The sequence below is a fragment of the Marinoscillum sp. genome, from assembly GCF_040222955.1.
Lineage (GTDB): Bacteria > Bacteroidota > Bacteroidia > Cytophagales > Cyclobacteriaceae > Marinoscillum.
In genome coordinates this window covers 262,478-284,517 of record NZ_JAVKCA010000011.1, presented here as the reverse complement: position 1 = coordinate 284,517, position 22,040 = coordinate 262,478, and the positions used below count along the sequence as shown (strand labels likewise).

Sequence of the window (22,040 nt, the reverse complement as noted above, 5' to 3'; positions counted from 1 at the left end):
CAGGATGAAAAAGCTTTTATTCTTACTCGTTATAGCGCTTGGAACATCATCTTGTGATGACGAAGTGGATATTCCACTCAAAGACACCACTCCCTTCCTGAATGTGGATGCCTGGTTAACCCACACGGGTGAGACACAGGAAATCGTATTGAACTATACAAGACCGTATTTTGATAATGGAGCACCAGAACCCGCTCTGGAAGCCGAAGTGGTGGTGATAGATATAGAAACAGAGACTCCTTATTTCTTCACCGATGAGGATGATGACGGCACCTACATATGGGTGCCTGCAGATGGGGAAGTCTTTGGACAACTGGGGCATTCCTACGGGCTTCAGATTTCTGTGGATGGCAATGTGTATCAGTCATTTTCTATGCTCACTGCCGCTCCTCCAATTGACAGCATCACTTTTGAGTACAATAAAAAAGATGCGTTTATCGAAGAGGATTATTACTATGCCGAATTCTGGGCCAGAGATTTTGAAGGTCCGGGCAACACCTATTGGGTAAAGTCTTTTGTGAATGACTCCTATCTGGGCAAGCCCGAGCAGATCAATATCGCCTATGATGCTGGTTTTTCTGCAGGTGGTGAAGTGGATAGTTTGATTTTCATTCAGCCCATCCGAACGGCCATCACTCCATTTCCTACAGAAACTCCCGCGGTATCACCTTTCAAGCGCGGGGACAAGCTACGGGTAGAGCTACACGCCATTCCTATAGAAGCATGGTTTTTTCTCTACAGGGTGCAGGATGAAACTGTCCGGCAGCCTGGTTTTGCGCAACTCTTTGCCAACCCACTCGCCAACTCTCCCAGCAACATCGTTCCTACCAATGATGATGTCTCTGTAGTTGGGTTCTTCTCTGTAGCAGATGTATCGGCATTGGAGGTGATCATGTCTGATGAAAATATTGTGGATCGGGTGCCTGACTGATGAAATCTGTACTTTCACTTTACAAAAATGCTTTTGGCGGCCTGTCTCCTGCAGCCTGGATGCTGGCGTTGGTGATTCTCATCAATAGAAGCGGAACCATGGTGATCCCATTTCTCAGTGTCTACCTCACCAGCTCCCTGGGCTTTTCGTTGGTAGAAACCGGCTGGATCATGAGCATGTTCGGTCTTGGAGCCATTGGCGGATCGTTCCTGGGAGGCTGGCTCACAGATAAAATTGGCCCCTTCAAGGTACAGCTCATCAGCCTGCTGGGTGGAGGAATGATGTTTTTGGCACTGTCCCAGGTCAAGAGTTTTTACCCCCTCGCTGCCTTCATCTTCTTTGTGAGTCTGGTCTCGGAGATGTTGCGTCCGGCCAATCAGATCGCCGTGTCATACTATGCCAAACCTGAGAATGTGACCAGAGCCTTCAGTCTCAACAGGATGGCCATCAACCTTGGGTTTTCCTTCGGTCCGGCACTGGGTGGGCTACTGGCAGCCATTTCCTATCAGTGGCTCTTCATTGCAGATGCCATTACCTGTGCCGGTGCTGGTGTGATCTTTTTCCTTTATTTCTATGGGAAACAGGGGAAAGAAAAAGAACCCCAACCGGACATTAACACCCCGTTAATTCCTGACAAGAGCGTATGGAGTGACGGGCTTTTCCTCGGATTCATCCTGCTGGTTATTTGCTTCTCCACCCTGTTTTTTCAATTGTTTAGTACCTGGCCGATCTACCATCGTCAGGTATACCAGCTTCCCGAGCAGGAAATAGGTCTTTTACTTGGATTAAATGGGCTGATTGTCTTTCTGTTTGAGATGGTGCTGGTCTATAAAATTGGAGACCGGTTACCGATACGGCGCCTCATTGCCTTTGGCTGTTTTCTCATGGCGTTGGCATTTTTGGCACTTTTCGGCATGGAATCCAAAACCGCACTTTATCTGGCCTGCATTTTTATCAGTTTTGCGGAGATCTTCGCCATGCCCTTTATGGCCACCTATACGGTACAGAGAAGCGGAAAACGAAATCGGGGAGCCTATATGGGCTTGTATTCGGTAGCCTTTGCCAGTGCATTTGTGCTCGCTCCGCTCATTGGCACTAACCTGGTGGATGCACTGGGATTTCAAAGCTGGTGGCTGATCGCGGGGGTCTTTGCCTTGGCTACAGGAGTATTCTTCTATTGGATTCTTTTGGAGAAAAGAGGAGTCAACCCTTTAGAGGTCAGGAAAAACGCCGCCGCCTGATCCCTCTGTTAAGAAACATTAATATCCATTAATTTGTATCTTTATGTAAAGTCTCAATAAATGCGGAATACGTTAGAGCGTCCACCAAAAACAGTCATGGAGGTTTATCAAAACCTCCCTGAGGGGACTTTGGCCGAATTAATTAACAATGCCCTCTATTTGTCCCCGTCGCCTACCTCCGGACATCAAGTAGTCCTGAATGACATTAACTATGAATTAATGTCGCACTTTAAAGAAACCAAAGCCGGAATGGTGCTGATCGCTCCATTGGATGTCTATCTCGATGAAGAAAATAATGCCGTTCAACCAGACATTACAGTCATTCTTAACCATAACCTTTCCATTATCAACGAATCAGGACACATTCATGGAGTTCCTGATATGTTGATCGAAGTGCTCTCTCCTGGCAATCGGGATCATGACCTGATTCGAAAAAAAGACCTTTATGAAAGCTTCGGAGTAAAAGAGTATTGGATCGTGGATCCTGAAAACAAACACACGTTGGGGTATTCTTTTAATAAGTCCAACTATGAACTCATTGGAGATACTATCGGTTCGATCGACTCTCCTTTATTGAAGCTTAGGTTTACTTTCTAGTTTTTCACCCCCCTCACCATTTCCTTCTTTCCCATGGCACCTTTGAGGGTTTGTACTTCAAAGCCGGCGGCTGCCAGGTTGCGCTTAAACTGCCCCTGGGCACAGTAGGTAGTGAGAATTCCTCCTGGTTGTAACAGGTCAAAACACTTTTTCAGATTGGTCAGCTCCCATACCTCTGCCTGCTTGGAGGGAGCAAATGCATCAAAAAAGATCATGTCAAAATCCCGGGTCGCCGAGAAATCCTCCAGGGTGGTTTCATATTTAACCAATGAAAAACGGCTGGTGATTGACCGGGGGCTTTCCCAGCCTGATTCATGGAGTGCATTGAGCAGGGATCTCTCCTCCTCTGATTGACCAAAGTTCAATTGCCGATAGATGTCCGGCTTTACCGGAAAGGGCTCCACTGTGTGAAACTCCAGAGACAACTGGTGCTCCGCTGCATAAGCGGCCGCCAAAAAGGCATTCAACCCCGTTCCAAAACCCACCTCGAAGATACGTATTGGTCCCTTTTTGGTATGTTCCGCATAGTAGTGAAGACACTGCTCGATAAAGACATAGGCCGACTCTGACCGTGCACCATGGAAGGAATGGTAGGTCTCGTTGAGGTCCTCCCGGAGCAAACTATGTGAGCCATCTTCAGTAGTTATGAGCTTAAGCCTGTGATTAGTCATTGCCAGTGATTATTTTTAGATACATAAGGGAATTCAAATTTTGTATTGCTTCATAAAAGTGATCTAACCTAAAGTTTTAACATAAAGACCAATCTATGAAAAATCGTCTACTCCTACTTGCTATTGCCCCCTTGCTGTTTATGGTCTCCTGCAAAGATAAGGAGGAGCCAGCTCCCCCACACGAAGTGGGTGTCTGGGCACTGGATAGCTACCTCTTTATTAATTTTCCCTCGGAGTTTCAGGGTTATGAGGGTATCGCATATGACATTGACGAGTTGAGCTTTGGCAATGGCGTGGTATATGATGACTATACCCTCGTATTGGAGAAGGATGGCACCTATAGTTTAGAAATTGGAATCACCGGCCCCGACATCAACGATGTAGGGACGTGGGAGATAGACGATGATGAGCTCAAGTTAGAGTCAACCGAAGACAATGACGACCAGGACTGGACGATCGAGAAAAATGAGAATGACGACCTTTGGCTCAGCTTCGAAACCCAGAGTGCGTTTATTCCGGATATTTACTTTGATACGGTCACACAACAATACAGAGACTATCTGGCCACATTGACCGACGAGCAGCTGGACTCTGTAAGTATGGCCCTCAGCAGGGTGGTGTCATTTGATTTGGTATACGTTTTCGAAAGAGACTAATACTGAACCACCCAAATGAATGAGGTTTCTATTTGCTCTACTTTTCGCCCTTTTTAGTTTCGTTTCACTTCGGGTAAGTGCCCAATCCATTGCCCTTACCGGGAAAATTCTGGATCAAAACGGAGAAGGCCTCATTGGCGCGACCGTGCAGGTCAAAGGGGAGACTGCCGGTACTGTCACAGACCTGGATGGCGCCTTTCGGCTTACCGTGGAACAGGGACAAACCATCGTCATCAGTATGATCGGGATGGAAAGCGAAGAATACCTGGTGAAAAGCAACCGTCCTGTCACGATCCAACTGAAAGAAGCCACCGCGGTTTTGGGCGAGGTAGTGATCACCGGATTTCAGGAGGTAGACCGCAAACTTTTTACCGGAGCATCCGAAAGCCTGCAAATGGATGACATCAAAGTCAATGGGCTCACGGATGTGAGTCGGGCTTTGGAGGGGCAGGTGGCCGGAGTGAATGTAGACAATGTCTCCGGCACATTTGGGACCAGTCCAAAAATCAGAATCCGGGGCAATGCCTCTATTAATGGCAACAATCAGCCACTTTTCGTCATCGATGGGGTAATCCTGGAAGACCTGGCCAATGTCAATACGGATGATTTTATCTCAGGCAATGCCAATACCCTCATCAGCTCCTCCATCGCCAACCTCAACCCCAACGACATAGAATCCTTCCAGATCCTGAAGGATGCATCCGCCACTGCCATCTACGGAGCCCGGGCCGCCAATGGGGTCATTGTGATTACGACTAAAAGAGGGAAAAGTGGCAAACTGCGGGTCAACTATTCTGGTAACTATTCTTTTAAACTTAGACCTACCTACAACCAATTCAACCTGATGAACTCTGCTCAGGAGATGTCGGTATACCGGGAGCTGTATGAAAAAGGGCTGGTGGATATCACCACTTCGGTACGTGCGCAGAACTATGGCGCTATGGGCAAGATGTTTACCCAAATCGCCAATCATGAACTGGAGTGGGGACCGGGAGGCACTCTGAATGAGGAGTTTCTCAATGTTTATGAAAATGCCAACACGGATTGGTTTGAGGTGCTTTTCCGTGAGGCGGCTCTGCAGCAGCAACACTCCGTGAGTTTTACTGCGGGTAGCGATAAATCAAACAGCTACTACTCCATCAGCTTCCTGAATGATCAGGGCCAGACCATTGCCGACAATGTGCAGCGAGTGACGGCCTCCTCCCGAAATACTTACTTTCTTTCTGACATCTTCACTTTTGGCCTGAAGCTCTCTGCCAACTATCGGGATCAGCGAGTGCCAGGAACCAGAAACCGGGAGTTTGACCCCATTACCGGGCGCTTTAGCAGAAACTTCGACATCAACCCTTTTAGCTACGCCCTGAACACCGCCAGGTCCATTCGCCCGTATGACGAGGATGGCAACCTGGAATATTTCAGAAGAAATTATGCGCCATTCAACATACTGGAAGAGCTACAGCTGAACTACATCGACATTACGGTATCTGACTTCTCAGCGCAAACAGACTTTGAAGTCAACCCGAGCAAAAACCTGTCTTTCAAAGGTGTGCTACAAGCCAGGTATGCCAATACCGTGCGAGACCATACGGTTCATGAAAACTCCAATCAGGCTGAAGCCTACCGGGCCAATGGCACACAGTTTATCCAGGATGCCAACAATCTCCTATACCGCGATCCGGACAACCCCGGCCTCAACCCAGTGGTGGTCTTACCTCAGGGTGGTTTTAACTACCTCGATCAAAGTGAACTACTAAACTTCTACGCCAGGATCAGCGCAGATTGGAACCGAACGTTTGCTGAAGCACATGAGATCAACGTATTGGCCGGTCAGGAAATCCGTTTTTCCAACCGAACTGAGTCCAGCACCACAGGCATGGGAGTGATCTATGAAAGTGGAGGGATCGTGATCACAGACCCTAACATTATAGAGTTCTTCAACCTGCAAAACATCGATTATTACCGACTTTCCTCCTCGAAGGACAGGTTTCTGGGACTTTTCGTCAACGGAGGTTATGCCTATAAATCAAGGTACATCGCCAACTTCACCGTGCGCTACGATGGCTCCAACCAACTGGGCGAAAGCAAGGCGGCCCGTTACCTGCCTACGTGGAATATAAGTGGCGCCTGGAATGTCACCAATGAATCCTTTTTCAATGTGCCATTTATCGATAACCTAAAACTAAGGGGCACCTACGGCATCTCCGGGAACCTACCCCCCAATGCCAGTGCCTTACTCAATCTGCAAGCCGATGTGACCGTGCGACCTACAGATGTGGAGCCCTACCTCTACATTCAGGACCTTACCAACACCGAACTCACCTGGGAGAAGCTTAAAGAACTCAATGTGGGCATGGACATTGCTGTTTTGAAAAACAGGATCAGCGGTTCGTTTAATTACTACAGAAGAAATGCCTACGACCTCATCGGCACCGTGCAAACCAGCGGTATCGGTGGACAAGGACTAAAGGCAGGAAACTTTGCGGATATGGATGCGGATGGATTTGAAGCATCTATTTCTACCGAAAACCTCAAAGGCCGTGATTTTACCTGGCGTACGAACTTCAACGTAGGTTATACCATCGATAAGATCACCCGGCTTGATTTTGGACCCCGCATTGCGGATGCCATCGGTCAAAATGGTGCGGCCGTATTGGGTGGTCCGCGTCGGGGCCTTTTTTCAACCAAATTTGCAGGGCTGAACGAAGAGGGGGTGCCCACCTTTTATGATGAAAACAATGAAATCGTCTATCAGTACGACCTTCAGGATCGGGCTAGCCTGACTTCCACGCTCCAATATGAAGGCCCCGTAGAGCCTCGCGGGGCGGGTGGATTAACCAACACCTTTGGATACAAAGGGTTCTCCCTCATGGTCTTGCTATCTTATAAGTTTGATTATAAAATTCGGCTCAATGACGCTTTCTATGCCACCTATACTGACTTTGATGCCCTCCCTGCAGAGCTCATCAATCGCTGGGCGGTACCAGGTGATGAGGAGCTGACTGACTACCCGGTGATCCTGGACCGGGGTGTGGCCCAAAGCAATGGAAATGTGGTGCTGGCCTATCAGCTCTATAACAAAAGCACCGCCCGGGTTGCCAATGGGGACTACCTGCGCCTGAGAACAGTGCGCCTCTCTTATGCCATCCCTCCGGCGCTCATCGGGCGCATGGGCTTGTCGAGTGCATCTCTCAGTCTGGAGGGACAAAACATTACCCTTTTATATTCCGATAAAAAACTCAAAGGTCAGGATCCTGAGTTCTTCAGCAGTGGTGGAGTTTCCCTCCCCCAGCCCAAGACCATCACTTTTTCACTTAATGTAGGATTCTGATGAAAAAGCGCGAAACATATCGATTCAAAAACATCCTGGTGAGCGGTCTACTGATTGGATCACTCTTTAGCTGCGATAACTTTCTGGACGAAGTGCCGGACAACCGGGTGAACCTTAACTCCCTGGACAAAAGTGCCCAGCTCCTGACCAACGCCTATTCTGTGGCCAGTCCGGCATTTACAGAATGGATGACCGACAATGTGGGCTTCACCACCGGGGTAACCATCAGGCAGAGCCAGGAACAAGCCTACTATTGGGAAGACATCACCAGTGGGCCCACCGAGCAGGATACACCTGATTTTTTCTGGCATGAAACTTATAACGCCATTGCGCATGCCAATGAGGTACTGGCTGTGCTGGATGACTTTGAGGTGACCTCTGAGGAAGAAGAAGCCAGAAAAGATGCCATTGAGGCAGAAGCCAAGCTGACCCGGGCCTATGGACATTTTATGTTGGTCAATCTTTTTGGAGAGCACTACACCGTGGAGTCTTCCGGTGATGGCGTGCCGTATGTGAAAACACCTGAAACGGTCTTCATAGAAACGTATGAGCGCGAATCCGTGAAAAAAGTTTACAATGAAGTGGAGGATGACCTGCTCGACGGTCTGGATAAAGTGAATGACAGCTACTTTGGCAATTCAGGAAAATATCATTTCAATACCAATGCCGCACTGGCATTCGCATCACGGTTTTACCTGTTCAAGGGGGATGTGACCCGCTGCATTCAGTATAGCACGGAGTTGCTGGGTGCTAATCCGGGAAATTTTATCCGGGACCTTACCTCCGAGGAGTTTCAAAACGCCAAGTCCTCCATTACGGGCTATCCGCAGCTTTATACTTCTCCTGAGCTCCCGGGAAATTTTTTGCTTATGCGAAAAATCTCGCTGGTGCAGCGTCCCGATTTCGGTCACGGTCCTCTCTCAGAGTTTTATTCGGATCTTTTCGCAGCGTCTCCATTCCCCGGCACCACAGATGAGCGCGAAAACCCCGCTTTCGTGAAAGGGGACAATGCTTTGTTGCCCGTACGATTCCAAAACCTCTTTGAGCGGAGCAGCCTCAACTCCAATGTAGGACTGCCCTACCACATCGCCATTTCGTTCAGCGGCGAGGAAGTCCTCCTCAACAGAGCAGAAGCCTACACCATTCAAAATGACCTGAACGGGGCATTGGCAGACCTGAATGTATTTGTGGCTAGGCGCTACAGCGGCGGAAATACTACCCTGACCTTTGAAAACCTACGGGCATTCTTTGGTGCGAATAATGATCCCTCATTTACTGATCAGTTGATATTACTCAACTATATCCTGTTCGAACGACGAAAGGAGTTTATCATCCAGGGACTCCGGTGGTTTGACATCAAACGATATGGCATCTCGGTGACACATGATTTGTCCGATGGCTCCACCATATCGCTGGCTGGCGACGACCTTAGAAGAATTTTACAAATCCCACAATCAGCCATTGAGGTGGGCGGACTAGAACCCAACGAACGATGAGGAAAGTGCTAAACATACCGAAACGGTGGGGACTGATGATCATGCTGATCTTGGGACTGTCTGCGTGCTATCCCGATGAAAGCCTGAAAGTCCCGGAGAAAGACAACGATGTAACCCTTACTGAGCTGGATCAATACATTGAAGAGCACTTTACGGAAGAGTATGACATGGCCATACGCTACCGGTATGTGGACCGCTACGTGGCCCCCGGGGAGCGGGTAACTCCCCCAAGACTAGAGGTGGTTCGCCCCATGTTGGATTTTATTGAAAAATTCTGGATAGATCCCTATCTGGAAGTCACCAATGGCGAAGGCTTTTTCCGTGGCCATGTGCCTCCGGAAATTATTTTCCTGGGTGGGTTTATCTACAACCCAGATGGCACGGTAACCCTCGGGTCTGCCGATGCGGGTTCCAGGATCACTTTCACCAATGTGAATGCCATAGATCCTGAAGACCTTGACTGGCGGGAGCTCCAGCTACAGACGGTTTACCATGAGTTTGCCCATACCGTGCACCAGCGCTATAAGCTACCAGCCTCATTCGAGACCATCACCACAGCAGGATACACCAGTGCCGGATCCTGGTATAACCTCACGAACGATGAGGCCCTGCTCAGGGGTTTTGTGTCACCATACGCGACCAGCTCGCCCAACGAAGACTTTGCCGAAACGGTGGCTTTTTACCTCTTCGACCCGGAATTTGATGCGCACTTCATTACACTGGAAGCAGATTGTGGCACAGCAGAGTGTGAAGCCCAAAACACAGGCAAGGAATTTATTGCTGAAAAACTGGCAGCAATAAACAGCCATTATAAGAAAGTAACCGGAATAGATTTGACTGAACTGCGGAATGTGATTCAGTCTAAACTGTAAACGAATGAAGAAGATTCTACTGAGCCTTTTGATCTTGAGTCTGTTCACTGCCTGCCAGGAGGATGAAAAAGGACTGCCCTCTGTGGAAGATCGGGTATCAACGGCTGTAGAGGCGCTCCGCGAAGACCTCATGGATCCTGCCAATGGCTGGAAGGTCTTCTACCAGCCAACTACCACCTCCGGTTCGTTCTTTATGATCATGAAGTTTAAGGATGATGGGACAGTCACTATCTCCACAGACCTGGCAGCCAACGCCGGAGAGTTTCATGAGCAAACCATTCCCTACCGGATAGATGCTGGTCAGGGGCTTGAGTTGATTTTTGAAACCTATGGTGCCCTCCATTATCTTTTCGAGCTCGATCAGGCCAGTTTTGGTGCCGAGTTTGAGTTTGTCTATGAAGAAAAAGACGATGGTGATCTTTACTTCAGGAGTAAATCCGACCTCAATGATCCGACCTCCATTGTTTTCTCTGAGGCCAATGCCACAGACCAATCCGCCTTTTCGCGGGAGATCGCAGCAAATTTTGACCTCTATGCAGGACAGTCCCCAAGACTTTTCGGGGGTGCCAGCCCTACCCAGCAGCTTTATCTCAGTGACCTGGATATTTCCGTATTCTGGTCCATAAACCTGGCCAAACGAATGGTCCTTTTTGACCTGGCCGGATCGGGAAGTAGCCTGGAGGAAGTACTGTCGGGAACCAGCGTGAGCCTGAATCAATCCAGTGGCTATACATTTTTGGATGGAAAAATTATTTTCAATGACCCTGTTCAATTTAATGTGGGAGCCAAGAGTGTTGAGCTGAGTGAACTGACGCTGGGCGACTTTTCGGAAACAGGAAGTCCACTGTGCGAGACTTCTGCTGTCAATACGCCGGTTTATACGGTAGCTGGTGGAGGAACCCTCACCAAGAACCTTTTCAACAGCAGTGGACTGGGGTTTGAGCCACAAGCTGGCAGCCTGTACAGTGTGAACATTCCCTTCATTTTTGACGACAGTCTCCGCTCGTTGGCTGAAGAAGGAAGTATCAAGCAAAAACTTCCCAATGCGATCGCCTTTATCATGACCTATGGGTTTGAGTCAGACAGTATTCCCGCCAACGCTGCAGGTTTTTTGGTGGAAGATGAGGACGAAAACTCTTCATTCTACCTCCGGTCTTTCACTCCTACTGCCGTGGGTAATCGATTGGAAATGGAATGGCAGGATGAATATTACTACTCCACCACAACCACACCGGAGGAAGAAGCGGCTCTCACTGAGATTTTGGATGAAGTCTTTGAAGGCGGCTCGGTGTACGCCTATGACTTACCCATTCGCGGACTCACCGTTTTTCAGTTTTACAATCCCTGCAATGGCTATGAGTTTGTGCTGGTGAAGTAATTACTTTCTATAAATCAGCACCACTGCATGGGCGGCCACGCCTTCCTCTTTGCCCACAAAACCCAGTTTTTCCGTAGTGGTCGCTTTGACTGAGACATCCTCCACCGGTAGCCCCATGACCTCTGCCAGTTTGGTTTTCATGGGTTCTATGTAAGGACTGAGTTTGGGTTGCTGCAGACAGACAGTAGTATCCACATTCACGATCCCAAAACCAGCCTCATCCAACAGGTCCACCACCCTTTTCAAAAGTATTTTGCTGTCAATGCCTTTATACTGGGGATCCTTGTCAGAAAAGTGAAATCCGATATCACGCATATTGGCAGCACCCAGCAAGGCATCACATATGACATGTATGAGCACATCAGCATCCGAATGACCATAAGCACCATGGGTGTGTGGTACTTTGATCCCTCCAATCCAAAAATCCACGCCTTCTGCCAGGGCGTGAACGTCATATCCGTACCCTACTCTGATGTTTGGTTTCATTGTGCTCTTTTTTGATAATACATGGTGGTACAGTTGTCCTCTCTCAGGATCATTCTGGCTGATTCCAATATGTCCTCGGCCTTAAGAGACTTAATCTGGTCCAGTTCTTCATTAATCAGGTTGACATTGCCCAGGAAGGCCGCATAGGCCAGCCCCATGGCCCGGTTCAGCAAATCCACCTCCGCGAATACGGTGGTGGCCTCTGCCTGGTTTTTTACCTTTTGTAGCAGCTCCGCATCCATACTTTGCTTCATTGGTTCCAAATGCTTCTGAATAGCCTGATCGGCTTCCTTCAGGTCTACACCTGGCAACAACCTCCCGGAAATGACCAACAGGCCCGGGTCATAACTCCCCGTGACGTGGGCAGATAAGCTGGAAAACAGGGGTCTTTTCTTCACCAACTCATTGAAAAGAATGGCTGACTTACCTCTGCCGAGGATGTCACTTAGGAGATCCGCCGCATGATAGGGTTTGCCTAATCGATTGGGCATATGATAGGTTTTATAAATCGCATCGGCAGGTACGTTGTCCTCCACCACCATAAATCGAGGTGCGGTCTGAGGAGGTTCCGCCTCAATCATGCCATTGCTTGCCGCCTTTCCCGGTATTTCTCCAAACCACTTATTGGTCAACTCAAGGGCTTTTTTCTCCGAAATATCCCCGGCCACTACCAGCACAGCATTGCCCGGATGATAATGCGCATTGAAAAAGCTCTTCACGTCCTCCATCGTCGCTTCCTCTATGTGGCTGATTTCCTTCCCGATCGTCGGCCACTGGTAGGGGTGCTTCTGATAAGCCAGCGGCCTCAACTTCAGCCAAACGTCCCCATAAGGTTGATTGAGGTAGCGCTGCTTAAACTCCTCAATCACCACTTTGCGCTGCACCTCCAGCACCTCCGGATCAAAAGAAAGGCTCAGCATCCGGTCAGACTCCAGCCAAAAAGCGGTTTCTACATTGGCAGATGGAATGGTGATGTAATAATTAGTGATGTCTGTGTTGGTAAAGGCGTTGTTGTCTCCACCCACTGCCTGAAGTGGCTCATCAAAATTTTTCACATTTTTAGAGCCCCCAAACATAAGGTGTTCAAAAAGATGGGCAAAGCCTGTTTTGTGTGGCAACTCATTCCGGGAGCCTACTTTGTAAAGGATGTTGAGACAAACCACCGGGCTACTGTGATCCTCGTGTACGATCAGTTGTAGTCCGTTGGGGAGTGTGTGTTCTTTGTATGCTACCATGTTGGGCGCCAAAATTAAATAATCCCTGGTGGATTACTTGATAGGATAAATTTTACCTTTGGGCAAATTTTTTAGCCCCATGAAATTTGATCGTAAAAAAAGGTCCGATAAACAACTCCTGGCCATTTACTCCGAACTGGTCACTCCCCGATTAATAGAAGAAAAAATGCTCATCCTGCTCCGTCAGGGGAAAATCAGCAAATGGTTTTCCGGTATCGGTCAGGAAGCCATCTCCGTGGGGGCCGCGCTGGCCCTTGAAAAAGATGAATACATATTGCCCATGCATCGAAACCTGGGGGTTTTTACATCCAGAGGCGTGGAACTCACACAGCTTTTTGAGCAGTTTCAGGGCAAGGCGAATGGATTTACCAAAGGGCGGGATCGTTCTTTCCACTTTGGGTCCAAAGCTCATAACATCGTGGGGATGATTTCCCACCTCGGCCCACAATTAGGGGTAGCAGACGGCATTGCGCTGTCCAGGTTATTGCGGAAAGAGCCAAAGGCAACCATCGTGTTTACTGGGGATGGTGGTTCTTCGGAGGGGGATTTTCATGAAGCGCTCAATGTGGCTTCTGTATGGAGCCTCCCAGTCATTTTCATCATTGAGAACAATGGCTATGGCCTCTCCACCCCAAGTTCTGAGCAGTTCAATTTTGACTCCTTTGTGGTCAAAGGACCTGCCTACGGGATAGAGGCCCACAGTGTGGAAGGCAATAATATTCTGGAAGTACTCAATGAACTGGAGCCCCTGGTAGAAAGCATCAGGAAAAAGCCACGCCCGATCATTTTTGAAGCCAAAACCTTTCGAATGCGCGGGCACGAAGAAGCTTCTGGCACCAAGTATGTCCCTAAGGAACTCATGGAGCATTGGGCTCAGAAAGACCCGATCGAAAATTTTGAGCGCTATCTCCTGAAAGAGCAAGTGGTGACTTCAGATGAGCTGGAAAAGATAAAGGCCAAAATCCGTGCTGAGGTGAATAATTCGGTAAAGAAGGCTTTTGCACAGCCTGCTATTGAAAGTGATACACAAGCTGAATTTGCCGACCTGTTTGCGCCCTTTGATCAGGAAATAGTGCCCGCTGGCTCCCACACTTCCGAAAAAAGGTTAGTGGATGCCATCTCCGACGGACTGCGGGAGAGTATGGAAAAATATCCTGAAATGGTGATCATGGGTCAGGATGTGGCTGATTATGGTGGGGTATTTAAAATCACGGAAGGGTTTGTTGAGCAATTTGGCAAAGCCCGCGTGCGAAACACTCCGCTTTGCGAATCAGCCATTGTAGGCACAGGACTTGGACTCTCCATTGCCGGGATCAAAAGTGTGGTGGAAATGCAGTTTGCTGATTTTGTAACCTGTGGGTTTAACCAGATCATCAACAACCTGGCAAAAACCCACTACAGATGGGGACAAAATGCCGATGTGGTAGTGCGCATGCCCACGGGGGCGGGAGTAGGTGCCGGCCCTTTTCATTCCCAGTCTAACGAAGCCTGGTTTGTTCATACTCCGGGATTGAAAGTGGTATACCCCTCCAATCCGGCAGATGCCAAAGGACTGCTCAACGCCGCCATTGAAGATCCTAACCCGTATCTCTACTTTGAGCACAAATACTTGTACAGATCACTGAGTGGAGAGGTACCGGACGGCTACTATACCACCGAAGTGGGCAAAGCGGCACTGGCCCGTGAAGGGAATCAGCTCTCAATCATCACCTACGGACTGGGTGTGCACTGGGCGCTGGAGGCCATTGATGAAATGGGCCTTTCTGCAGATGTTCTGGATTTGCGCACCCTCCTCCCATGGGACAAAGAGGCTGTGGCAGCGACCACCAGAAAAACCAATCGGGTACTTGTCTTGCATGAGGATTGTCTCACCGGAGGTATAGGCGGCGAAATCGCCGCCTGGATAGGCGAGCACTGTTTTGAGCACCTGGATGCTCCGGTCATGCGTGAAGCCAGCCTGGACACACCTGTTCCCTTCGCCAAAGCACTTGAAGAAAATTTCTTGCCCAAATCAAGGTTAAAGACTAAAATACAGGCCCTAATGGGCTATTAATTGCCGATATACGGTTAATTGATTGGGATTGCGCGGGAAAATTCAAATCTTTGGTTAAGTACACGAACAGGTTTTGAAGCGACTTATCTTTATTTTTTCTTTTTCATTGTTCCTTTCTGCTTATCTGAGCAATGATGGTCGTGCGCAGCTCATCACCGACTCAGAAAACCGGCTGAAAACGCAAAAGCAGAAGGGCAAAGGGGATGGATTCTCCCTTTTCAAAAAGAAAAAGGGTTCTTCGAGTCATGGGCCTCAGAAACACGAACCACTCGGTGGAGCTCCCAGGTACTCTTCAGGGTCACCCTTTGCCTCGTTTAACAAACGAAAATCAGTCACTCCACGCAGCAGTAGCTCCAGCCGAGGCAGACTCTTTAAAAGCTACGAACACAAGGCGCCAAGGTATTCTTCCTCCGGAATCGCAGGCATTATGTCTGGCAAGAAATCCTCAACCAGATATTCACCAGGATCACCTTTTACCAAAAAGGACAAGTTTGTCACTCCCAGGTATTCGGCGGGGGACCCCTTTAAGCAATCCTTTTTATCCCGGATTTTTGATCCGCGCTATGGGCCAAGGTACTCGTCAGGATCACCGTACTCCAAAAAAGATAAAATGGTCAGCCCCAGGTACTCTGCCGGTGACCCATTCCAAAAGCAATTTTCCCTTTCCGGACTATTCGGCAAAGATTCAGGGCCCAGGTATTCCGCCGGATCGCCATTTACCAAAAAAGACAAAATGGTCAGCCCGAGATACTCTACCGGAAGGGATTTCTGGGCCAAGAAAAAGCCAGTGAGTCCGAGGTATTCTGCTGGTGATCCATTCCAAAAGGAATTCTCCCTTTCAGGGCTTTTCAGCAAAGATTCAGGACCCCGGTACTCTGCCGGATCTCCCTATACTAAAAAAGATAAGATGGTCAGTCCGCGATATTCTGCGGGCAATGTCTTCACCACCAGGGAGAAAAGTGTCAGCCCCAGGTACTCAGCAGGCTCACCTTTCACTGCCAAAGACAAGAGCGTGAATCCGAGGTATTCGGCCGGGTCTCCTTTCACCAAAAAGGATAAGGGCGTGGACACGAGGTACTCGGAGGGCTCACCTTATGACAACATGCGATGGGGCTGGATATCACCCGCCTATTCCACAGGCAAACACCGCTTTGATGTAAATGAAAAACTGAAAAAATCCCGTGTGTATGACTATGCAGCCACCGAGTATAAGGGAACCGACAGTAAAAAGACCAAGTGGTATTATGACCTGGATAACCTGATTGCCTCCGGGGTAACGGGGGCTTTTGAAAGTCGTAAAAAAGCAGAGCGGTATGACCCTCAGCAAAACAAAGAGGCAGCGGGCTACACTGGCAGCTATAAGAAAAAGTGGATTACAGAAAATAATATGCACCCAAGTGCTAATTATACCAAAGCAAATCAGGATAGCGAAATGATCAGAAATAGTATGAGAAAGTGGAATTTGTTCTGGACGAGAGTAAACCGGAACAAACAACAGCCTAATGCTGTTACAGATACTACTTTAAAACCTAAGTTTGATCGCAAAGAAGCACAAATCTGGAATGACTGAAATTAATTGGAATCCCCTTACGAGTATTGATCAACTGGAAGAAATCAATACTCTTTCACACACACACCCTGTTGTCATCTTTAAACACAGCACAAGATGCTCCATCAGCGCCGCCTCCCTTAGCCGCCTGGAGCGTAAATGGGATAACCAAAAAGTAGGTGAGCTAAAGCCCTACTTTCTTGACCTAATAGCCTATCGGGAGCTTTCAAACCAGATTGCCGAGAGGTTTGCCGTGGATCACCAATCTCCGCAGGTACTCATCATACAAAACGGAAAATCCATCTACGACAATTCACACTTTGGCATTTCATTTGACGAAATCGTCGAGAATATTAAACCCATATCTGCATAGAATCAGGGGAATCTCTTTTTACATTTGTTATAGTGTCCTAGTATATCTTCATTCTGTATGAGAAAAGTCATTTTGATCATGGTGCTTATTTCCGCCTGCCTGCTGGCAGTGGCTCAGCCTGATCGCAATGAATATGACACGGAGATCACCTGGGGGCTCAACAAAAACACCAGGGGCGGCCTCATTGGAGGGGTGGTTTTCAAGCTGGCCAAACAAAAAAAAGAAGACCTTTTTGCTGTTTACGGGATTGAGATCATGAACGTAAAGCACCGCCAGGAGCAGCGTTATCTCTCTCCCACGTCCGGTACCTCTTTCGTCTGGGGCAAACAGAATTTTCTTTATTCCATCAGAGGCCTCTACGGCCGGGAGGCATTGCTGTTCAAAAAAGCCCCCCAGCAGGGCGTACAGATCAGTGGTATAGTAGCGGGAGGCCCCACCATAGGCGTTATAGCCCCTTACTATATCCTTTACAATGGCAATTATGTTCCTTTTGACTCTGAGGTACACCGAAATTTCAACAGCATTCAGGGATCTGGAAAACTCTTTCAGGGGCTTGGAGAATCCGAGCTTACCTTTGGACTCAATGCCAAAGCCGGCCTTTCATTTGAGTTTGGTGCCTTCAAAAACAATGTAGCCGGTGTGGAAATGGGGGTGACAATGGAAGCCTTCCCGAAAGAAATCATACTGATTCCGACCCAGAAAAACTCGGCAGTCTTTTCTGCCTTGTATTTTACCATGTACTGGGGAACAAGGAGGTAAAATCCCTTGTTTGGAACTTTGACCTGCCCAAGCTTTCTTTGCATTACATTTTACAAGCATGATAGAACTACCCACAGTATCTCAGGATAAAGCTCAAAAAGTAAAAAAACCTAACTGGCTACGCGTAAAGCTGCCCGTAGGACGTGAGTACGCCAACGTGCGGAAAATCGTTGATGAGCACAAGCTCCACACCATTTGTGAGAGTGGAAACTGCCCCAATATGGGCGAATGCTGGGGAGCGGGTACGGCTACTTTCATGATTTTGGGGAATGTTTGCACGCGTAGTTGTACTTTCTGTGCGGTGGCTACCGGCCGACCACCAGAATATGACGAAGCAGAACCCAAACGTGTGGCAGAAGCCATCAAAACCATGGGTGTAAAACATGCGGTGATTACCTCGGTAAACCGTGATGAACTGAAGGACAAAGGCGCTGAAATCTGGTATCAGACAGTGAAACAAGTCAAAGAGCTCAGCCCCTCCACCACCATAGAAACGCTCATACCAGATGTGAAAAGCAACTGGGATGCCCTCTACAGAATGATCGAACCAGGCCAGGAAGTCGTTTCTCATAACATGGAAACAGTCGAAAGGCTCTACAGAAGAGTCCGTCCACAAGCCAAATATGCGAGAAGCCTGGAGCAAACCAGACTGACCAAAGAGGCTGGCAAAAGAACCAAATCGGGCATCATGCTGGGCCTGGGAGAAACCATAGATGAAGTGCACAAGGCCATGGATGACCTGGCGGCCAATGGCCTGGATATTCTCACGCTGGGTCAGTACCTGCAACCTACCAAAATGCACATCGAGGTGGCTGAATTTATCCACCCGGATCAATTTGAAGCCTACAAGGAAGAAGGGCTTAAAAGAGGCCTGAAGTATGTGGAATCCGGACCGTTGGTGCGGTCTTCTTATCATGCGGAGCGGCACGTAAATGTGCCCATTTAAATCCGACCCTTTTTGTACACCACCGGACAGTTTAATGTACGGTTTGCAGATAGTGTTGAAACAAAATATTCATTGAAGGGGGCTGATGGCCCCTTTTTCAATTGGCACTATATTGGCGCACAAAAATCGGCACCATTTTAATGCAGATTGAGCATGTTTAGAAATTACCTCATCACAGCACTCAGAAACCTTAAGCGCAACAAGGTTTATACCTTTCTCAATATGTCTGGACTGGCCCTCGGCATTGGCTGTGCGCTGGTCGTTTACAAAGTCATTCAGTTCGAAACCAGTTTTGACAAGCATCAGGAAAATTATGAATCCCTATATCGGGTAGTCAATCAGAACATCTATCCTGATCGCGTGGAAAAAGGCATGGGCACGCCGCATCCATTGGGGCCTGCCCTTAAAGCTGACTTTCCGGAAATCAGCCATGTGGTGCGCACCCAATATCAGTATGGCAGCCAACTCAACACCTATGATGAAAATGGAGAAATGCACAAATTTCTCATTGATGAAGGCATCGCCTTCACCGAACCTTCGTTTTTCGACCTCTTTACTGTGGAGTGGGTGGCCGGTGATCAGGCCCAGGCTCTGACCGCTCCCGGGTCAGTGGTCATTTCCCGCTCAGAGGCCCGAAAATTATTTGGTCTGAAAGAGGGTGAAGAGCACCTGGCCCTTACGAAGCTGATCAACTATGGCAATGTAATGGACTTCAAAGTGGTCGGGATCATTGGTGACCCGCCCTCCACCACTTCATTGCCTTTTTCCTACCTCTTTGACTATGGAAGTCAGGGGGGTGAAATCAACCCATACTTTCGTGAGGGCACCAGCTGGAACTCCACCAGTTCCAATACCAACACCTATTTCCTCCCGGCAGCAGGTTTTGACCGGGTGGCTTTTGATCAGAAAATGATCGGTTTTGTGGAAAAATATCGGGGAGAAGGAGAGTCAGAAGAAACGCGCTACGTTGCTCAGCCTTTTGCTGAAATCCATTTTGATAAAGAGTACGACTCCTTCGCGGGAACTTCCTCCATCGAGTTTCTGATTGCTTTAGGCCTCATCGGTGTTTTCCTGGTACTGACGGCCTGTATCAATTTTATTAACCTGGCCACAGCCCAGGCTGCCAACAGGGCCAAAGAAATTGGGATCAGAAAAGCCATTGGTAGCATGAGCCGTCAGCTGGTCTTTCAGTTTCTGGCAGAAATAGCCATGATCACGTGCTTTGCCCTCCTATTGGCTCTGGCCATTGCTGAGGTCATGTTCAACCTACTCCGAGACATTATAGGCCACCAGCTGACCGTGGGGCTCCTCCAGTCACCTGACACGCTCGCTTTCCTATTGGTTCTTTTTACGGTGGTCACTTTTCTGTCGGGCCTCTATCCGTCCATGCTCCTTTCCAGGATGAACGCAGTGGATGCGCTCAAGAAAAAAATCACCAACAGTACGCACTCCGGAGGGCTCTCTTTGAGAAAAGGACTGGTAACACTTCAGTTTGCTATTTCCCAGTTTCTGATCATCGGCACGCTCATTGTGTCGTCACAAACAGACTTTTTCCTTAACAAAGACCTGGGCTTTCAAACCAAAGCCATTCTCTCCTCTTATGTGCCTGAACGCGATGCGGTGAAACTGGAACGCTTCCGGCAAATGATGCTGAGCTCGCCTGCCATCGAATCCGTCTCCTTTTCTCTGAGTGAACCCACAGGAAACTCCAACTCCAAAAGTAACTTCAACTATGCCCCATTGGAATCTCCAAAGGCCTATCATGGTAACTTCAAAGCGGTAGACCCCCACTATATTTCATTGTTCGAAATAGAGCTGCTGGCTGGCAGAGATATTCGTGAAGGTGACAGTACCAATGTGGTGATCAACCAGAAGGTAGCAGATTTGATGGGATTCAAAGACCGATATGACCAGGCCGTGGGTGAGACGCTGAGTACCGGCTGGGGTGGCGACAAAAAGGTGGTCGGAGTAGTGAAAGATTTCCATGCCTACTCATTGGCAGAGGATCTCGACTACATTTTGTTTATTCATGCACCACATATGTTTTACACACTTTCATTCAAAACCACCTCCCCTGCCGCCATCACTGAGGCAAAAGCTCATTTTGAGCAAACCTGGGAGCATATCTTCCCGCAATACGTCAGGGAATATGATTTCTATGACAAAACACTCGCCGAGGAATATGAAGATGTCATGAAAATTACCGCATTGATGAAAGTATTTGCAGGCATCTCCATACTTATCGGGTGTCTGGGACTTTATGGTCTGATCTCTTTCATCGCCATGAATAAAACCAAGGAAATAGGCGTTCGGAAAGTTTTGGGTGCTTCAGTCTTCAGCATTCTCAGCATGTTCTCCAGAGAGGTAATCATCCTGATGACCATTGCCTTTAGCATCACCACACCCCTGGCGTTCTACTTTCTCAGTGAGTGGCTGAATACCTTTGCTTTTAGCATTAGCATCGGCCCAGGGTTCTTTATTGTTTCATTTGTAGTAACCATGCTCATCGCCATTGTGACCATCAGTCATAAAACCATCAGTACGGCTCTCATCAACCCCGCAGAAACTCTTAAGGATGACTAATTGTGTAAAATTTCTGAAACGTTACGCTTGATCTTGAGGGCAATCTCATTCAGTGGCAGGTCATTGATGTCTGTGCCAAAGGGATCTTCTATTTCTTCTGAGATCAGTTCGATGCTCACCAGAAAGTAGAAGGCCAGCATGACGATAAAGACTGTCCAGTAACCAAAGTCCCACATAAAGCTGATGGGCAGGGTAATGGCATAAATGAACAGAAATTTCTTAATAAACATACTGTATGAATAGGGTATAGGGGTGGACTTGATCCGCTCACAGGCTCCAACTATGTCCGTAAACCCTTTGAGTTCCTTGTCGAGAATGAACAACTGCTCAGCGGTAATTGTCCCTTCTTTCACGCATTTCATTACCCGGTCGTAGAGCAGGCGATTGACCATGTTTGGGCGATGTTTACTCTTGATAATCCTACTTTTGATCTCATCATTGATGGTGTCCATTTCGCCTACGAGGATGCTGTCTCTCAGGTGTTCTTTGATGGCAAAGGCGGCATTGGGGATCATTCTCCTGAAAAACTCCCGATCCTCGGTCGCTTCCTTCGGCAGGAATGCATCTATTTTAATGGCTATTTGACGGCTGTCATTGACCAGCTGACCCCAAAGCTTACGCCCTTCCCACCAGCGGTCATAGGCTGTATTGGTACGGAGCACCAGAAAAAGACCCAGAATCACCCCCAGAATGGAGTGAAAGGCAATGGTCCCGCCATAGTGCAGATTCAACACATCTATGACCAGGAAACACAGCAGCAGGGTGAAAACGCCCACGAAAAGGAGCAGGGGAAAGAGTAACTTGATGACGTACCGGCTGTAAACATCAAAGATGAGAGAGAACCAGGATCTTGGGTTGTATTGAATCATTTACCTATTTGACTTGA

18 protein-coding genes are annotated in these 22,040 nt (G+C 48.3%); 14 read left to right on the top strand and 4 right to left on the bottom strand.

Annotated features, from left to right (window positions below):
* Positions 1-4 precede the first annotated feature (4 nt).
* Genes RIH33_RS11065 through RIH33_RS11055 form a run of 3 tightly spaced genes read left to right on the top strand, consistent with a single transcriptional unit; the run spans position 5 to position 2,769 of the window.
* The gene (locus tag RIH33_RS11065) at positions 5-931 is read left to right on the top strand and encodes a DUF4249 family protein (protein ID WP_406654801.1); all 927 of its coding nucleotides are present in this window, start codon (positions 5-7) and stop codon (positions 929-931) included.
* Entirely contained in the window at positions 931-2,172 is a 1,242-nt protein-coding gene (locus RIH33_RS11060) for an MFS transporter (protein WP_406654800.1), read from the top strand. The genes RIH33_RS11065 and RIH33_RS11060 overlap by 1 nt, the downstream gene beginning before the upstream one ends.
* 60 nt (positions 2,173-2,232) lie before the next feature.
* A complete protein-coding gene (locus RIH33_RS11055) occupies positions 2,233-2,769 on the top strand; it encodes a Uma2 family endonuclease (protein ID WP_406654799.1) in 537 nt (178 codons plus the stop codon).
* Here RIH33_RS11055 and mnmD read toward each other — a convergent pair.
* A complete protein-coding gene (gene mnmD / locus RIH33_RS11050) occupies positions 2,766-3,440 on the bottom strand; it encodes a tRNA (5-methylaminomethyl-2-thiouridine)(34)-methyltransferase MnmD (protein WP_406654798.1) in 675 nt (224 codons plus the stop codon). The genes RIH33_RS11055 and mnmD overlap by 4 nt on opposite strands.
* 95 nt (positions 3,441-3,535) lie before the next feature.
* Between mnmD and RIH33_RS11045 the strand changes: the two genes are divergently transcribed.
* From RIH33_RS11045 to RIH33_RS11025, 5 genes are read left to right on the top strand one after another with little or no spacing between them, the layout of a single operon-like run.
* The gene (locus tag RIH33_RS11045) at positions 3,536-4,096 is read left to right on the top strand and encodes a hypothetical protein (RefSeq protein WP_406654797.1); all 561 of its coding nucleotides are present in this window, start codon (positions 3,536-3,538) and stop codon (positions 4,094-4,096) included.
* 19 nt (positions 4,097-4,115) lie between these two features.
* On the top strand, positions 4,116-7,424 hold the full coding sequence (locus RIH33_RS11040) for a SusC/RagA family TonB-linked outer membrane protein (RefSeq protein ID WP_406654796.1): 3,309 nt from the start codon (positions 4,116-4,118) through the stop codon (positions 7,422-7,424).
* Positions 7,424-8,920 (top strand): RagB/SusD family nutrient uptake outer membrane protein, encoded by a 1,497-nt coding sequence (locus tag RIH33_RS11035; RefSeq protein WP_406654795.1) that lies wholly within the window; start codon positions 7,424-7,426, stop codon positions 8,918-8,920. The genes RIH33_RS11040 and RIH33_RS11035 overlap by 1 nt, the downstream gene beginning before the upstream one ends.
* The gene (locus tag RIH33_RS11030; RefSeq protein WP_406654794.1) at positions 8,917-9,792 is read left to right on the top strand and encodes a substrate import-associated zinc metallohydrolase lipoprotein; all 876 of its coding nucleotides are present in this window, start codon (positions 8,917-8,919) and stop codon (positions 9,790-9,792) included. Before RIH33_RS11035 ends, RIH33_RS11030 begins: the two co-directional genes overlap by 4 nt.
* 4 nt (positions 9,793-9,796) lie before the next feature.
* Positions 9,797-11,170, top strand: coding sequence for a DUF4302 domain-containing protein (locus RIH33_RS11025; protein ID WP_406654793.1), 1,374 nt, complete (start codon positions 9,797-9,799; stop codon positions 11,168-11,170).
* Here the strand turns inward: RIH33_RS11025 and ispF are convergent, their stop codons facing one another.
* Together ispF and RIH33_RS11015 are read right to left on the bottom strand one after the other, a co-directional pair.
* Positions 11,171-11,656 carry a 2-C-methyl-D-erythritol 2,4-cyclodiphosphate synthase gene (gene ispF, locus RIH33_RS11020; protein WP_406654792.1) on the bottom strand — a complete coding sequence of 162 codons (486 nt, stop codon included), beginning with the start codon at positions 11,654-11,656 and terminating at the stop codon, positions 11,171-11,173.
* Positions 11,653-12,891, bottom strand: a complete 1,239-nt coding sequence (locus RIH33_RS11015) for a M16 family metallopeptidase (protein ID WP_406654791.1) — start codon at positions 12,889-12,891, stop codon at positions 11,653-11,655. The genes ispF and RIH33_RS11015 overlap by 4 nt, the downstream gene beginning before the upstream one ends.
* A gap of 79 nt (positions 12,892-12,970) precedes the next feature.
* On the opposite strand from RIH33_RS11015, the gene RIH33_RS11010 reads away from it, so the two are divergent.
* From RIH33_RS11010 to RIH33_RS10985, 6 genes are all read left to right on the top strand, one after another.
* A complete protein-coding gene (locus RIH33_RS11010; RefSeq protein WP_406654790.1) occupies positions 12,971-14,944 on the top strand; it encodes a thiamine pyrophosphate-dependent enzyme in 1,974 nt (657 codons plus the stop codon).
* A 73-nt stretch (positions 14,945-15,017) separates the two neighbouring features.
* Complete coding sequence (locus RIH33_RS11005; RefSeq protein ID WP_406654789.1) at positions 15,018-16,514, top strand: hypothetical protein; 1,497 nt, start codon at positions 15,018-15,020, stop codon at positions 16,512-16,514.
* Positions 16,507-16,866, top strand: a complete 360-nt coding sequence (gene ytxJ / locus RIH33_RS11000; protein WP_406654788.1) for a bacillithiol system redox-active protein YtxJ — start codon at positions 16,507-16,509, stop codon at positions 16,864-16,866. The genes RIH33_RS11005 and ytxJ overlap by 8 nt, the downstream gene beginning before the upstream one ends.
* A 57-nt stretch (positions 16,867-16,923) precedes the next feature.
* Positions 16,924-17,625: a hypothetical protein gene (locus tag RIH33_RS10995; protein ID WP_406654787.1), complete on the top strand. Its 702-nt coding sequence runs from the start codon at positions 16,924-16,926 to the stop codon at positions 17,623-17,625.
* Positions 17,626-17,683: 58 nt separating this feature from the next.
* Complete coding sequence (gene lipA / locus RIH33_RS10990) at positions 17,684-18,571, top strand: lipoyl synthase (protein ID WP_406654786.1); 888 nt, start codon at positions 17,684-17,686, stop codon at positions 18,569-18,571.
* Between the two features lie 153 nt (positions 18,572-18,724).
* Positions 18,725-21,154 carry an ABC transporter permease gene (locus RIH33_RS10985; RefSeq protein WP_406654785.1) on the top strand — a complete coding sequence of 810 codons (2,430 nt, stop codon included), beginning with the start codon at positions 18,725-18,727 and terminating at the stop codon, positions 21,152-21,154.
* Here RIH33_RS10985 and RIH33_RS10980 read toward each other — a convergent pair.
* On the bottom strand, positions 21,151-22,023 hold the full coding sequence (locus tag RIH33_RS10980) for a bestrophin family protein (RefSeq protein WP_406654784.1): 873 nt from the start codon (positions 22,021-22,023) through the stop codon (positions 21,151-21,153). The two genes, RIH33_RS10985 and RIH33_RS10980, sit on opposite strands and share 4 nt — an antisense overlap.
* Positions 22,024-22,040 lie beyond the last annotated feature (17 nt).